The organism is Sporomusa rhizae, from assembly GCF_041428845.1.
Classification (GTDB): Bacteria; Bacillota; Negativicutes; order Sporomusales; family Sporomusaceae; genus Sporomusa; species Sporomusa rhizae.
The window spans coordinates 368,516-384,365 of record NZ_CP156925.1; the positions used below are offsets into that span (position 1 = coordinate 368,516).

A 15,850-nucleotide genomic window follows, 5' to 3' on the forward strand; every position below is an offset into this window, starting at 1 on the left:
GCGAGTGAGATATCTATGAAGTTTTTTCTGGATACAGCCAATATTTCTGAGATTAAAGAAATTTTACCCATGGGTATTGTGGCGGGGGTAACGACTAATCCATCGCTCATTGCCAAAGAAAAACAAGATATTAAGGCAGTTATCAAAGAGATTGCATCTTTAACATCCGGGCCGGTAAGCGCTGAAGTTATTAGTACAAAATTTGAAGAAATGCTGCCGGAAGCCCGCGAATTGGCCAAACTTGGCGATAACGTCGTTATTAAAGTTCCGATAACTGTTGATGGCTTAAAAACAGTGAGCGCATTAGCGGTCGAAGGCATTAAAACTAATGTTACATTGATTTTTTCCGCTAATCAGGCGTTGCTGGCGGCACGGGCCGGCGCTGCCTTTGTTAGTCCCTTCCTGGGGCGGCTTGATGATATCAGTCAAGACGGCGTAAATCTTATCAAAGATATTGCAGATATTTTTGCTATTCATGGTATTGCAACCGAAATTATTGCTGCCAGCATTAGGCACCCTATGCATGTAACCCAAGCGGCACTGGCCGGGGCGCATATAGGAACTGTTCCGGCTAAAGTATTGGTTTCGCTCTTAAACCACCCGTTAACCGATGCTGGTATTAAACGGTTTTTGGAAGATTGGCAAAAAGCCAACATGTAAGACTGTTTAAAGTGTTAGGATAAAGAAAACATGGTATAAGCTGAGGTTTAGCGAAGCCGGAAGCCGATGTTGCTATTATCCAGCGAAAGTTCTACTTTCTATCAGGATAAAGAAAGCCGGGCGGCTGCCCGGCGATTTTTACGAGAAATAAAATTAGTTTTCCAAATAGGATAAGGGCACAATGGCTGTCAAAGTTGTGGCCAACAGTTGCTCTTTATCCCAGCAAGATATATAAGGGAGATGTAAGAAAATGGAACGTGAATTAGCCTTGGAATTTGTGCGTGTAACCGAAGCGGCAGCAGTTGCCTGTGGCCGTTGGATGGGACGCGGTGATAAGATTGCGGCCGACCAAGCCGCTGTCGATGCTATGCGGGCGGCTTTTGATACCGTAAACATTAGCGGACGGGTAGTTATCGGTGAAGGTGAGATGGATGAGGCTCCGATGCTGTATATTGGGGAAGAGGTAGGACACGGCGGCCGCAAAGTGGATATTGCCGTTGATCCATTGGAAGGAACTAATCTGGTAGCCAAAGGTCTGCCCGGTTCCATTGCTGTCCTGGCCATTGCACCGCAGGGCTGCCTGTTACATGCACCTGATATGTATATGGATAAAATTGCTGTAGGACCACGTGCCAAAGGCAAAATTGATATTAATGCCCCGGTTACCGAAAACCTCAAATCTGTTGCAGCTGCTCTAGAGCGCGGGGTAGAAGACTTAACTGTCGTTATTCTTGACCGTCCGCGTCATGCGGCGATAATCAAAGAGGCCCGGGATGCCGGTGCTAGGATTAAATTGATTTCTGATGGTGATGTATCACCGGCAATTAATGCTGCTATCGACGGTACCGCAGTTCATATGCTGCTTGGTATCGGTGGAGCGCCAGAAGGGGTATTGGCGGCAGCGGCTATTAAATGCCTGGGTGGCGACATGCAAGCTAAACTATGGCCTGAAAACGATAATGATATCGAACGGGCAAGAGGCATGGGTATTACCGATATAAATAAGGTGTTTACATTAGATGACTTAGTTAAAGGGGACGAAGTGATATTTGCGGCAACCGCAATAACCCAGGGCGATTTGTTGAATGGTGTTCGCTATTTTGGTGGCGGTGCCCGGACTCATTCCATCGTAATGAGGGCATCAACTGGCACTGTACGTTTTGTTGACGCTATCCATAAGTTTGATAAAAAACCTATGGCAATTAAACGGGCTTAAGTCTATTTACATGTATGGGCGGGATTGCTTTTTGCAATCTCGCTTTTTTACTTATAAGAGATAACGTACTTACTAGCTTGATTCGATGTAAGGAGATGTTCTTTACACTCAAGACATATCGCGTGATGATAATTTTGGCAAACACCTCTGCTCTGTAAAACTTGGCAAAGCCAAGTTTTTTTATGTCCATTTATTGAGTAATCTAAGCAAAAATGGCATATAATATGTAAGTTTTCAGTAAATTAATCCAAGTTATGCATATTTTTAGGACTTGTTGCTTATACTAATACTGGGATTCATTTGAATTAACAGCATGACTTAAGTAATGCTAATTGAATCATAAGCGAGGTGATGTATTTGAGTCTGCCGAAAACAATGAATGCAAAGAAATGGGCATATCTGGGGGGGGTTGCACTTTTAGCCGGTGCCTGGACAGTCAATAGTGGGATACACATTTTCCCAGAGACTATCACGGTATCCCCGAATGACCCACAAGTTGCCCAGACTACGGTAGTTGCTCCTCCACCAAGCCAGCAGGCTGCCCCACAAGTTATTCGCAAGCACACGGTGGTAGCCGGAGATACTCTTACAGGCATAGCTCAGCAGTATAATATAGATGTTGATACATTAGTGGCAGCAAACCCTGGTATTAACGACCTTATTCATCCTGGCGATCAGTTGATCATATTGCCTAATAAAGGCGTTATGTATGAAGTGAACAGTGGCGATACCTTATGGGATATTGCACATACATACGGTGTACAGTTGGATACGATCAAATCCGTGAACGGCAAAGACTCCGATACTGTTGCCGTTGGTGAAAAATTATTTATTCCTGGCGCGCGCTGGGCTAGAGCCGATACGTCGGTATCGCGGGCATCTGCCAGCCGTTTTATGTGGCCGACAAAAGGTGAAATTTCTTCGCCTTTTGGTTGGCGATGGGGACGACTGCATGCCGGTGTAGATATTGCTAATGATATTGGAACTCATGTCATGGCCGCTCGCGCGGGGCGTGTCATCTGGGCAGGCTGGCGGGGTGGTTATGGTTATGCTGTTATGATTGATCATGGCGGCGGGTATGTAAGTCTCTACGGCCATCTAGACGATTATTTTGTTGAACGAGGGCAATATGTACGGGCTGGACAGCGTATTGCTTCTATGGGTAGTACCGGTAACTCAACCGGTCCGCATCTGCATTTTGAAGTTCAAAAAGATGGTGAACCAGTCGACCCTATGGGAATGCTCCCATAATAAATAATGAGTTAGTTAAGAATATCTGACCAATGGGGCAGTGAAATTTATTGCTCTAGCCTGATATGAGCAGAATATGATTTTTTAGAACAAAAAGGCTGTGAGAAACTTATAAAAAAGTTTTTCACAGCCTTTTGGCATAAAACGAGTTTAGTTACGTTGCGTCTACAATTATTTATTAGCAGGCTTACTGGCGGCGGCTTTTTTGTCGGCCGCAATTTTTTGCAACGTAGCATCATGATACGGCCAGATCGCATCACTCATGGTTGTATCGGAAGGGGCGATTACCGTAGATATGTTAGTCGGCTCGGTTTGGTGAGTAATCCACCATTTTTTGCCGACCTTTTCGAAGGTAAGTTCTGTTTTACTAACGCTGGTGCCAAATTTGCCAGGAACGGCAGAGGTAACGCCATTAATTACTAAGCCGTCATTTTTAAGAATAATAATAGCGTTTACATCTTTTTGAATTTTTTTGACTGTATTGCTGATGGCAGTATCCGGATCGTTAAAAGTCAAGCCGGCATAGGATGTATTTGGGCTGATGTTGGATACGCCGATAATACCGATACGGATTTTTTCCTTCTTTTTGTCTTTGCCTACAGTAATTTCTTTAATGATATAGGGTTGAACTTTTAATTCTGATTTACCGGAATTGCGGGTATTGGCAGCAAGTACGGAGAAATTTGCTTTTTTTAGGGATTTGGATAAATAGTCGGCACCATAAGCAAATTCTCCATCGCCAAGGACTACGGCGTCATAGCCGAGGCTATTATACATAGCGACCATCGGGTTAGGAAGAGTGGACGGCGTGCTGGCAAAGTACTTGGTAAGTTCTGTACCGGAAAACATATTGCCGCCATCTAACAAGATGGTATTAAAATTGTTTTGGCGTTCTTTTTTTACAATACTGGCTGCTTTGACTAGGCCAAAATCTACAGTCTTAGGTAATTGGTATTCCCAGTCAAGAATATGACCGTTCACTCCGGCCGTAGCCAGTATAGTAACTTTAAGCGGTGGTGGTGGAGCCTCCGGCTGCTTGGGTTTATGGGCTGCCATGGTTATAGCCGGTATGCACCAGACAAGGGTTAACAGTAAGGCTGTCCGGCGCAAAAATTGGTTACAAAATTTTTGCAAAACTATCCCTCCAAAATTACTCTTTAACGTATTATAACTAAATTCTCCATTGAGATGACTTTCTCCTGTCGCTTTCTGGTATATTATAACAAAATTACAGACAGAAATGTTGTTCGGTATATACCCCTGTTTTTTCGGGAAATAATAAAGAAGACTTAGCTTCAGATGGTGCATTTTTCATCTGAAGGTCGCCCTTATCCAGGAACTTAGCCGCTCGCCTGTGCCCGTAGGGCTATAACTCCCGCTTGGAGAAGAGAGAGTCTTAGCGCGGGTTAGTTATCGGGTAATTGTACTTAAAATTGTGAGGAATTTACTTATGGCCTATGTTATAGCCGCCCTGATGGCAGGTCTGAGTTTTGTGCTTAACCGGCTGTTTTTGCGGTATATTGGGCCAGTCACTGTTATAAGTCTTGGACCAGTGGCTGAGGAAGCTTCTAAAACACTGTTTGCCTATTATCTAGGAGCCGAAATCGTCCTTGTGCACGCTGTGTTTGGTGCGATCGAAGCAGTATATGACTGGCAGCAAGGCAATAGAGACAGCTTCATTGCGCCGATTTTGAGCTTGGCCGGGCATAGCTTTTTTGGCGCGGCTACAATGGGTGTTCTTTATGTAACTGGCAGCATTTGGCTGGCGTTAGCAGTAGGTGTTTTTTTGCATCTGGCATACAACGTTACCATGGTCAGACTTATTCCATAAATGTAAGAAGGAGATAAACTCCCCTCTAAAGCAAAGTCTACCTATGGCAGATGGTACAGGGTAAAAATCAGGAAAGAGGGATAGCTCATGAAAATTTTTTATACTTGTGAATATTGTGGTGAGCATATTGATACATTAGAAGTAGATCAGGTAGATGAAACCAAGTTTGGATTTGATTGCTTGACTGCCCAAGAACGCCAGGATATAATTAAGACTGATGTTACTGAGAATGCCATGTACGTAAAGTCACTGTGTGATACCTGCATTACTTCCATGGGGCTGGATGACAACATCATGATAGGCGTGACATCAACCAATAGAAGTTATATTCACTAAACGTCGTATCAACTTTTAAACATAAACATATAGGGCTTTAGCCTAGGCTAAAGCCCTTTTAGCACTACCTGAGGTATGAGGTTTTTATATGGGAGAGAAAACTATGCTGACACTATTCGCAGCTTTGCAAGAGGATAAAGCTTTGCAGCGGGCACAAGCTGCGTTTGCGGCGGCAACCGCTCAAAGTTTGATTTACGGCCTTACCGGCGCACAGAAAAGTGTACTCGTGGCCGGTTCCTTTCAAGCGTCCGCTAGGCCGACAGTAATCGTAACAGCCAGCCAGGAGGCTGCCGAAATCTTAAGAGCCGATTTTGCCGCGCTTTTGCCGGAGGTACCGGTAGTGGAATTACCGGCAATTGATATTGTAACATTTGCCGCGGCGGCTAAAAGTGTTGAATTGGCTGCCAAACGTATGGATGTTCTAAGCCGGATGGCCAGAGGCGAGAAAATCATTGTTTTAGTCACTGCCGAAGCGGCTATGCAGAAAGTGCTGCCAAAACAAGAATTCTTGAACAGCCGGCTTGCATTAACTAGCGGCGGGCCAATAAACCGGGAAGATCTTATTCAATCTTTAGTGGAATTTGGTTATGAACGGGTCGATCAGGTAGATGGTGCCGGACAGTTCAGTGTACGTGGCGGCATTATTGATATATTTGCCGTTAACCGGAGTTTGCCGCTGCGGCTTGAGCTGTTTGGCGATGAAATCGATTCTTTGCGAGAATTTGAGGCCGCTACTCAGCGTTCGGTACAAGATCTGCCATTGGCAGATGTTATGCCGTTGACCGAACCTGAACATAGCGGTAAGCCGGCCGTATTTGTTTCGTACTTACCGGCAGGCGCTACTATTGTAATGGATGAATCGGCGCGGCTTAGAGAACAAATGACTAAGCTGGTTAAGGAAAACCCGGAAATAAAACGCCGGGTTTTTGGCTGGAATGAGTTGATTACTGCCAGCCAAGCTTATAATGTAATCTATTTATCACTGCTTCTTCAAAAAATTCCTAACACCCAGCCGACTGAGATTGTCAGCATTACGGCCAAAGGTATTGCGCCGTTCCATCGCCAGATTGATATGCTGATCAGCGAAATTAAAGGCTGGCAGGATAAAAAATATAATATTGCCTTGTTTATGCCCAACCGGGATAAAGCAGTAAATATTCAGCAGAATTTAACGCAGGAAGGGATAACCACCATTGTGGCCGAGAGCGGCCAAATGCCGTTGATTCCAGGAGCTGTTATCGTTTCAACAGGAGCATTATCCGGTGGTTTTGAATTTCCGCACGCTAAATTAGTAGTTTTGACTGAGTTGGATATATTTGGCCGACAAAAGAAGAAACGCCGTCCCCGGGTCGGTAAAGACCAGCAGATTACTTATTTCCGCGATATCAATATAGGGGATTATGTTGTTCATGTAAACCATGGTATTGGCAAATATGTCGGTGTAGAAACTCTGGAAGTTGGCGGAGTTCACAAGGATTATCTGCATATCCGTTATGCCGGCGATGACAAGCTGTATGTACCTACAGATCAAGTAGGGCTTCTGCAAAAGTATATCGGTGCTGAGGGCGAGGTGCCGCGGCTTAGCAAGATGGGCGGCAGTGATTGGCTTAAAGTTAAGACTAAAGCCAAAGCGGCTGTAGCCGATATGGCGAAGGAGCTAATTCAACTATACGCGGAACGCCAGCTGCAGGTAGGTTATGCTTTTCCGCCGGACACTCCCTGGCAGCGTGAATTTGATGATTCTTTTCCGTTCGAAGAAACACCGGACCAGTTGCAAGCTATCGTTGAGGTTAAGCGCGATATGGAGCAACCGCGTCCTATGGATCGATTGTTATGTGGGGATGTTGGCTTTGGTAAAACAGAGGTAGCTATTCGCGCCGCCTTTAAAGCGGTTATGGGTGGTAAGCAAGTTGCAGTGCTTGTGCCGACTACCGTTCTTGCCCAGCAGCATTATCAGACCTTTGGCTCCCGGTTTGCTGATTTTGGTATAACCGTGGATGTTGTCAGCAGGTTTAGAACTGCCAAAGAACAAAAGGCCACCTTGCAGAAACTTGCCCTTGGTCAAGTCGACGTATTAATCGGAACTCACCGTATTCTTCAATCTGACGTTGTGTTCAAAGACTTGGGGCTTTTGATTGTGGACGAGGAGCAACGGTTTGGTGTTGCTCAAAAAGAAAAGATGAAACGGTGGCGGGCCAATCTTGATGTGCTGACATTAAGCGCCACTCCCATCCCACGTACTTTACATATGTCGCTAGTTGGTGCCCGGGATATGAGTATTATCGAGACACCGCCTGAAGATAGATTTCCGGTACAAAGTTATGTCGTTGAATATAATGAAGAAATTATCAGGGAAGCCATTGTCCGCGAATTAAAACGCGGCGGCCAGGTGTATTTTGTTTATAACCGGGTTCAAACCATTGATAAAGTACGCCAGCGCCTGACAGAAATTTTGCCTGATGCCAACATAAAAACGGGTCATGGCCAAATGCCCGAAGAACTCTTAGAACAGGTTATGCTTGATTTTTACGAAGGCCGGGACGATGCGTTAATTTGTACGAGTATAATTGAAAACGGCCTTGACGTGCCTAATGCCAATACCATTATTGTGTATGATGCCGACCATTTTGGTTTGTCGCAGTTATACCAAATGCGAGGCCGGGTTGGCCGTTCCCACCGGATGGCATATGCATACTTTACCTATCGCCGGGATAAAGTACTTACCGAAGTGGCTGAAAAGCGTCTGCAGGCTATTAAAGAATTTGCCGAACTGGGCTCAGGTTTCAAAATAGCTATGCGCGATTTAGAAATACGTGGTGCCGGCAATATTTTGGGGCGTGAACAGCATGGCCATATTGTTAGTGTCGGTTTTGAGATGTACTGTCGTCTCCTGGACGAAGCTGTCGAGGAACTAAAAACAGGAAAAGTTTATGTGCCACCACCTGAACCTAGCATTGAGCTTACGGTAGATGCTTATCTTACCGGCGACTACATTAGCGATGCTATGCAGAAGATTGAAATATACCAGCGAATTGCCGCTATCCGGGATGAAAGTCATTTGACTGAATTGACGGACGAATTAATTGATCGGTTTGGCGAACCCCCCTTGCCGGTAATCAATCTCCTCAAGGTCGCCCGAATCAAAAATTTAGCCCGTCATCTTGGGATTCGTTCGATAGTCGAACGTAATGGACGGGTAGAAATCACTTTTGAAAATCCCAATGTAGTGCCAGAAGGCTTGTTACAGGCTAAGAATTTATTTCCGGGTAAACTCGCTTTTATGCCTGGTCCCCCTGAAGCCATGCGTCTTACAGCCTCCCGCCTGAGCCTGTCAATTATGGATACACTGGTAAAGCTATTTTTGATTTTAGCCGGGTTTGAAAATATGGGAAATATGTCAACTTCATTACCTTTTTTGGGCCAGAAAAATGAATAAAACGTATTAGCAGGATATATACTACTATCAATGAACGATTAGAAATTACTAAGTAATTCCTGATGCTGTTTGGCCTTGTAAGTCTGTTTCGATGTTATCTGCAAAAATTGTCTCAACCGTAAATTTAGTTGGCTAACGTTGTAGAAAGGGGGATACTGGTGAAAGCAACCGGAATTGTACGCAGAATTGACGATTTAGGCCGAGTTGTAATACCGAAAGAAATCAGACGAACCTTGAGAATCCGTGAAGGCGATCCACTGGAAATATACGTTGATCGTGAGGGCGAGGTAATCCTAAAAAAATACTCTCCTGTCGGAGAATTAGGGGATTTTGCAAAAGAATATGCTGATTCACTGTATGAAGCTGTTGGCCATATCATTCTGATTGCCGACCGCGACAACGTAGTAGCTGTCGCTGGTGCTTCAAAAAAGGAATTCTTGAATAAACCTCTCGGCCCGGCAGTTGAAAAAGTAATGGAAGAGCGAAAATCTGCCCTCATCAGCAATCCAGGTGAATACAAACATTGTAAGGGCTGTGCTGCCCAATGCGACGATGAAGAAACCTGTAAATTTACTTCTGAAGTCATTGCCCCAATTATTGTTGAAGGTGATGCTATCGGCGCAGTTATTATTTGTTCCAAAGAGGCAGGGACTCAAATGGCTGACATGGAAGTTAAATTAGCCGAAACGGCAGCCGGATTCCTTGCCAAACAAATGGCTCAATAAACATTTACACAGCATTCGTATGGCGTAAGTAGCGGACACTAACAATTCTTGTTAAGTTCGCTACTTTTGTATTATCCGATGACAAGCCGATTCTAGGACTCCTCCTGCCGTAGGATTCGAGAACGGCTTAAGTCCTGGATAAGGGCGACTAACCTTCAAATGAAAAGGCATCATCTGAAGATAAGTCTTCTTTATCCGGTGACAAGCCGATTTTACTAATAAATTCATTATAAGACTCCCGGGAGGAGTAAGTTCTGTAATTAGTGTTTTATTGACAGAGAGATTTTGCTATAATAGTGAAAGTGGCCAATTAGGCCAAATTTTGGAGAGGAATGACTCGGTTGAGTAAAGATACATTTTTAAAAGGCGCACTTATCCTGACAATAGCCGGTGTTATCGTCAAAATAATTGGCTCAGTTAACCGCATTTTACTATCTCGTCTGCTAGGAGGCGAAGGGGTAGGCCTCTACCAAATGGCTTACCCCATATACTTGCTGGCACTGAGTGTTTCTTCGGCGGGAATTCCTGTAGCAATTTCGATTATTGTTGCTGAAAAACTGGCGCTCAGCGATTATCGCGGCGCGAACCGCGTATTCCGTATTTCGCTTGGCGTGTTGGCTGCTACCGGTTTGTTGTTTACCTTTCTCTTATATTATGGCGCCGGCTGGCTGATTGAGCATCATTTTGTCCGTGATGCTCGTGCGTATTATGCTATTGCCGCTTTGGCTCCGGCTATTTTCTTTGTTACGGTATTGTCAAGTTACCGGGGGTATTTCCAAGGACTCCAAATGATGACCCCGACAGCTGTTTCCCAGATTTTTGAGCAGCTATTCAGGGTTATAACTATGATCGCTTTTGCCTATATTTTGTTGCCGCGCGGCCTCGAATATGCTGCTGCCGGTGCCAGCTTTGGCGCAGGTCCGGGTGCCGCTGCCGGATTGTTAGTACTCTTGTATTTTTATTGGAAGCACAAGCCGGGATTTAATCACAAGATGGAAACCCAGTCGCAGATTACCCAGGAATCCAGCGTTAGTATTATCAGCCGCATTATAAAACTGGCGCTGCCGGTATCGCTTGCTAATATTATGTTGCCGGTAGTATCTAATATTGATCTCTTGATTGTGCCTGCGCGTTTAGAAGTAGCCGGTTATACTGTGGAACAGGCTACTGAACTGTTTGGTTATCTTACCGGGATGGCTGTACCGCTTGTCAATTTGGCAACCATTTTGACGGCATCATTGGCAGCGAGCTTAGTACCGGCTGTTTCCGAAGCCTATACTCTTGGTGATAAACAGCGCATTTATCAACGTATTGCAACTGCTATGCGTATTTCTAACTTGATTACAATTCCCAGTTTTGTTGGCATGTGGTTATTAGCAACACCTATTTCACTCATGCTATATGGTACGCCGAATGCTGGTATGCCGATTGCTATCCTGGCCATTGGAATTTTCCTTTTGGGTATTCATCAAGTGACAACAGGTGTTCTCCAAGGTTTGGGGCATACTGCTATACCAGTCATCAATATGGCTGCTTCTGCTGTAATTAAAATTGTTATGAGCTGGATTCTTACTGCACTGCCAGCACTCGGCATTATGGGTGCCGCCTGGGCAACTGTCGCTGATTTTGGTGTTGCTGCATTACTGAATATGTTCTTTGTATATCGCTATGTAGGCTTTACTTTAGATATCAAGGACACCTTCAAAGCCGTTGTTGCGTCGGCTGTTATGGGTGCAGTTGTACTCCTATCCTATGATGCACTTATGACCTATACCCTCAAGAATACGTTGGCCACATTAGGCTCTATTGCAGCCGGAGGTATTGTATTTGGCATGGTTTTACTGTTGGTCGGCGGTGTGCAAGCCAAAGATATTGACCAATTGCCTCGAGTTGGCGAAAAATTGACGGATATTTTGATTAAACTAAGACTGTTGAGGCGATAATATGGGAATTACTATTGTTGGGCTTGGACCTGGCAGCTTTAAGCATATAACTCTGGAAACATGGGAACTATTATCAAATGCGGGGACGCTAATCTTGCGTACCGCTAAACATCCTTGTATAGAGAAGCTCACGGCACAAGGAATCGGGTTTACCAGTTTTGATCATCTCTACGAGCAAGCGAATGATTTCTCCAGCTTATATGAGGAAATAGCTCAAAGTGTAATCGCGCGGGCACGGCAGGGCGAGGAAATCGTTTATGCCGTACCTGGCAGCCCGCTAGTGGCGGAAAAAACGGTAGAGCTTATCAGAACCAAAGCCAAAACAGCGGAGGTAAGCCTCACAATTATTCCTGCGATGAGTTTCCTTGAGGTATTATATACAAGACTAGGTATTGACCCTATTAACGGTCTAACTATCGTTGATGCGGCTGATTTGGCGACGCTGCCGCCTGATTTGGCCACAGGTCTTGTAATTACCCAGGTATACAATCGTCAGGTGGCCTCTGATGCCAAACTTACATTAATGGATTATTTTGGTGACGAATATCAAGTTACTGTCGTTCGCAATTTAGGGCTGCCGGATGAAGAAGTTACTAAAGTTATGCTGTTTGAACTCGATCGTCTGCCGGTTATTGACCATCTAACCAGTGTTTATGTGCCGGCCCGCCCGGTGCGTAGTAAAGTTTTTTCCTTGGACCCCGTTGTCGATGTTATGGCAAGGCTGCGTTCGCCTGGTGGTTGTGTCTGGGATATTGAACAGACTCACTTAAGTCTTAGGCGCTACTTTGTCGAGGAAGTATATGAGGTGCTGGAAGCCATTGAATTGGCCGATGGCGTTAAATTATGCGAAGAACTCGGTGACGTATTGCTTCAGATTGTTTTTCATGCCCGTATTGCCGAAGAAAGCGGCGGCTTTACCATGCAAGACGTTATTGACAATGTGACGGAAAAAATGGTGCGGCGTCATCCTCATGTTTTTGGTTCGATTACAGTACGGGATGCCGCTGAAGTTGTTCTAAACTGGGAACAAATCAAAAAACGGGAAAAGGCATTGGAGCGCACCGGCGTACTTGATGGGATTCCTGTTGGTTTACCTAGCTTAATGACGGCTTACAAACTACAAGCCAAGGCAGCCAAAGTAGGTTTTGACTGGGATAATATCGCCCCGGTGTGGGACAAGGTATTTGAGGAATTGCAAGAGCTTAGGGAAGCGGCGGCTTTGCCGGCAGTCGCGCGGGAGCGGGAAGCCGAAGGCGAACTAGGGGATGTACTGTTTGCTGTTGTCAATTTAGCTCGGTTTATGGGAATTGATCCGGAGACAGCACTTAACGTTACCAACAATAAATTTCGTAAGCGGTTTGCCTACATTGAGATTAAGCTCAAAGAACAAAAATGCCGCTGGGAAGACATGGATTTAGCCTCTCTTGACATTTTATGGGAGGAAGCGAAGAAAAAAATGTCGCTAGAATGAGTTTTTTTACCATTTTTTTTATTTGAAGCAGGAATAAAAAGTTGCGTAGCGAATAAAGCTATTCGTAATCGATTTATGTTAGGGGGAGCAATATAGTGAATAAAACTGACCTTGTCAAAGCCGTAGCCCAAAAGGCTGATATGACTCAAAAGGATGCTGAAAAATCAATTAATGCTGTATTTGCCGCTATTGAAGAAGCTTTAGCCAACGATGATAAAGTACAAATCATTGGTTTTGGTACCTTTGAAGTAAAAACTCGTGAGGAGCGCAAAGGTCGCAATCCTCAAACCGGCAAGGAAATTACCATACCAGCTTCCAAAAATCCTGTATTCAAAGCAGGTAAAGGCCTGAAAGACGCTGTAAACGCGTAAGTAAAAAAAGCAGAGACGATGTAAACCAGGTTTTTATAAACCTGGTTTTTAATTATAAGCATTTCTTGTCCTAAGAAGTTGCTGGGCTAAGAACACCTTGACTTCGGGTTACTTCAAAGATTTGATGCAAGCGACTTTTCTTAGTGCAGAGTTAGCTAAACGGCAGTAATGACTGAAATGAGGGGAACGTCAATGACAGGGAAGATTTTGATTGTTGATGACGAGATCAATATTCGCGAACTTATAAAATTTACTGTGGAGAAGGAAGGCTATAATTCTATTGAGGCCGGCGATGGTCAGACGGCAGTGAAGATGGCCAAAACGGACAAACCGGATCTTATAGTTCTTGACCTTATGCTGCCTGGTATTGATGGTCTTGAGGTATGCCGACTGGTGAAAAACTCTCGCGAAACGGCTGCTATTCCCATTATAATGCTAACTGCCAAAAATGAAGAAATTGATAAGATCATTGGTCTGGAACTTGGTGCCGATGATTATTTGACCAAACCCTTCAGCCCACGTGAGCTTTTGGCCAGGATTAAAGCCGTACTGCGGCGCAGCCAGAAGGAAAGTGTTACTGGCGGTGAATTGGTTGTAGGCAATCTAAAACTTAATTTCAGCCGCTATGAAGCCCATCTGGGAAGCGAGAAGCTTGAATTGACGCCGAAGGAATATGAAATGTTAAAATTATTTGTCACCAATACAGGTAAGGTGTTTACACGCGAACAACTGTTGGAGAAAGTATGGGGTTACGAATACTTTGGCGATACCCGGACAGTTGACGTGCATGTACGGCATCTTAGGGTTAAATTGGGGCAGGATAATGATGCAGGCGATGCCATTGAAACGGTACGCGGCGTAGGTTACAGATTTAAAGATTTGCAATAAGTTAATAGCGGTACTGTTCTTCAGTAGTTGAAGCAATCAAAAAAGTGAGGCTAACGCGGGTATCTGCGCAGCCTCACTTTTACTTTGGGGTACATGAGAGCGAGTAATATATCGAAAATTTAACATGATATTAACATTCAAGCTGCAATTTTTGTGTTATATTTCTAATGAGAAACTACAGGAGGATTATTAGCTATGAACTTTAAAATACAAGTGAACAAACTGAAGTTATACTATGGAGATATCCTGGCACTCAAAAAAATCTCCATTGATATACCGGAAAATAGCGTGGTAGCTCTCATCGGACCGTCAGGATGCGGCAAGTCGACGTTTCTTAAAACATTAAACCGCATGAATGACTTGGTTGAAAGTGTTAAAATTGAAGGCGAAGTATTGCTGGACGGACAGAACATTTACCACCCTAAAATTGATACTGTAAGCTTAAGAAAACGGGTAGGCATGGTGTTTCAGCGTCCTAATCCTTTTCCCATGTCCATCTACGAAAATATTGCCTATGGGCCGCGTATCCACGGACAAAGCAGCCGGGCTGTGCTTGATGAAATTGTAGAAAGAAGTCTTACCGGTTCTGCGCTCTGGGAAGAAGTAAAAGACCGGCTGCATACCTCGGCTATGGGATTATCCGGCGGCCAGCAGCAGCGTCTTTGTATTGCCCGGCTGCTTGCGGTTGAGCCCGAAGTTCTGCTAATGGACGAACCTTGTTCGGCGTTGGATCCCATTTCTACCATGAAGATCGAAGAATTAGTTACTGAGTTAAAATCCAGGTATACTATCGTTATGGTCACGCATAATATGCAGCAAGCGGCTCGGGTATCTGATTATACCGGCTTTTTCTTAAGCGGTGATTTGGTTGAGTATGATAAAACTGATACCATTTTTACCCGGCCGCAGGATAAACGGACAGAAGACTACATTACTGGACGCTTTGGGTAAGGAGGAACGAAAAATGACAATAAGACATAATTATGACCAGGAATTGGAGCAATTGCGTCAGGGGTTATTGAAAATGGGCAACGCGGTGGACGGAGCCATTGATGATGCGGTAACTTCATTGGCAAAGCAAGATATTGAACAGGCTCGCCGGGTTATGGATTTTGACGATGTAATTGACCAAATGGAAATTGATATTGAGGATAAATGTATGGTATTAATCGCCAGACAGCAGCCGATGGCTCGTGATCTTAGGGTAATTAGTACAGGACTCAAGATTACTACTGACTTAGAACGTATGGGGGACCATGCTTACGATATTGCTAAAATAGCATTAAGTATGGCAAACCAACCGCTTATAAAACCGCTAGTTGATATTCCCAGAATGGCGCAAATGTCTCAGAGAATGCTCAAGGACTCACTGGAAGCATATACTACACTGGACATTGCCCTGGCTGAGCAAGTTTGTTTAAATGATGATGAAGTCGATAATATATATCACCAGGTTTTCCGGGAACTGCTGACCTATATGATGGAAGATCCCAAGACTATTTCCCAGGCTACTCAGCTTATTTTTGTTGCCCGTTATCTGGAACGGATTGCCGACCATGCTACAAATATTGCTGAATGGACGATCTACCTCGTAACAGGGCAGCGGCTTAGAAAAAAATAGGTATTCGTTAAAGTAAAAGCGAGATTGCTTCTCTCTTAGTAGAGAAAGCAATCTCGCTTTGTTATGTGCGCCCGGCATGGGCGCAATCTAACGGGTGAAAG

At 44.5% G+C, this 15,850-nt stretch carries 14 protein-coding genes; 13 read left to right on the plus strand and 1 reads right to left on the minus strand.

The window, feature by feature from the left end; all coding sequences use genetic code 11:
* The first annotated feature begins 15 nt into the window (after positions 1 to 15).
* The 3 genes from fsa (at position 16) to SRRS_RS01590 (ending at position 3,127) form a co-directional block, all read left to right on the plus strand.
* Entirely contained in the window at positions 16 to 660 is a 645-nt protein-coding gene (fsa, locus tag SRRS_RS01580; RefSeq protein ID WP_371365622.1) for a fructose-6-phosphate aldolase, read from the plus strand.
* Positions 661 to 910: 250 nt separating this feature from the next.
* Entirely contained in the window at positions 911 to 1,876 is a 966-nt protein-coding gene (gene glpX / locus SRRS_RS01585) for a class II fructose-bisphosphatase (RefSeq protein WP_371365624.1), read from the plus strand.
* A gap of 357 nt (positions 1,877 to 2,233) precedes the next feature.
* On the plus strand, positions 2,234 to 3,127 hold the full coding sequence (locus SRRS_RS01590) for a peptidoglycan DD-metalloendopeptidase family protein (RefSeq protein ID WP_371365626.1): 894 nt from the start codon (positions 2,234 to 2,236) through the stop codon (positions 3,125 to 3,127).
* 171 nt (positions 3,128 to 3,298) lie between these two features.
* Here SRRS_RS01590 and SRRS_RS01595 read toward each other — a convergent pair whose 3' ends face one another.
* A complete protein-coding gene (locus tag SRRS_RS01595; RefSeq protein WP_371365628.1) occupies positions 3,299 to 4,261 on the minus strand; it encodes a hypothetical protein in 963 nt (320 codons plus the stop codon).
* Positions 4,262 to 4,577: 316 nt separating this feature from the next.
* Between SRRS_RS01595 and SRRS_RS01600 the strand changes: the two genes are divergently transcribed.
* The 10 genes from SRRS_RS01600 (at position 4,578) to phoU (ending at position 15,749) form a co-directional block, all read left to right on the plus strand.
* Complete coding sequence (locus SRRS_RS01600; protein WP_371365630.1) at positions 4,578 to 4,958, plus strand: hypothetical protein; 381 nt, start codon at positions 4,578 to 4,580, stop codon at positions 4,956 to 4,958.
* Positions 4,959 to 5,045: 87 nt separating this feature from the next.
* Complete coding sequence (locus SRRS_RS01605; RefSeq protein ID WP_371365631.1) at positions 5,046 to 5,294, plus strand: anti-sigma-F factor Fin; 249 nt, start codon at positions 5,046 to 5,048, stop codon at positions 5,292 to 5,294.
* Positions 5,295 to 5,397: 103 nt separating this feature from the next.
* Positions 5,398 to 8,730: a transcription-repair coupling factor gene (mfd, locus tag SRRS_RS01610; protein WP_371369695.1), complete on the plus strand. Its 3,333-nt coding sequence runs from the start codon at positions 5,398 to 5,400 to the stop codon at positions 8,728 to 8,730.
* 158 nt (positions 8,731 to 8,888) lie between these two features.
* Complete coding sequence (gene spoVT, locus SRRS_RS01615) at positions 8,889 to 9,455, plus strand: stage V sporulation protein T (protein WP_371365633.1); 567 nt, start codon at positions 8,889 to 8,891, stop codon at positions 9,453 to 9,455.
* Positions 9,456 to 9,796: 341 nt separating this feature from the next.
* Positions 9,797 to 11,398 (plus strand): oligosaccharide flippase family protein, encoded by a 1,602-nt coding sequence (locus SRRS_RS01620; protein WP_371365635.1) that lies wholly within the window; start codon positions 9,797 to 9,799, stop codon positions 11,396 to 11,398.
* A 1-nt stretch (position 11,399) separates the two neighbouring features.
* Entirely contained in the window at positions 11,400 to 12,869 is a 1,470-nt protein-coding gene (gene mazG / locus SRRS_RS01625) for a nucleoside triphosphate pyrophosphohydrolase (protein ID WP_371365637.1), read from the plus strand.
* 95 nt (positions 12,870 to 12,964) lie between these two features.
* Positions 12,965 to 13,240: an HU family DNA-binding protein gene (locus SRRS_RS01630; RefSeq protein ID WP_371365639.1), complete on the plus strand. Its 276-nt coding sequence runs from the start codon at positions 12,965 to 12,967 to the stop codon at positions 13,238 to 13,240.
* Between the two features lie 192 nt (positions 13,241 to 13,432).
* The gene (locus tag SRRS_RS01635) at positions 13,433 to 14,128 is read left to right on the plus strand and encodes a response regulator (protein WP_371365641.1); all 696 of its coding nucleotides are present in this window, start codon (positions 13,433 to 13,435) and stop codon (positions 14,126 to 14,128) included.
* 195 nt (positions 14,129 to 14,323) lie between these two features.
* Positions 14,324 to 15,079, plus strand: coding sequence for a phosphate ABC transporter ATP-binding protein PstB (gene pstB / locus SRRS_RS01640; protein ID WP_371365643.1), 756 nt, complete (start codon positions 14,324 to 14,326; stop codon positions 15,077 to 15,079).
* Between the two features lie 13 nt (positions 15,080 to 15,092).
* Positions 15,093 to 15,749, plus strand: a complete 657-nt coding sequence (phoU, locus tag SRRS_RS01645; protein ID WP_371365645.1) for a phosphate signaling complex protein PhoU — start codon at positions 15,093 to 15,095, stop codon at positions 15,747 to 15,749.
* The last annotated feature ends 101 nt before the right edge of the window (positions 15,750 to 15,850 follow it).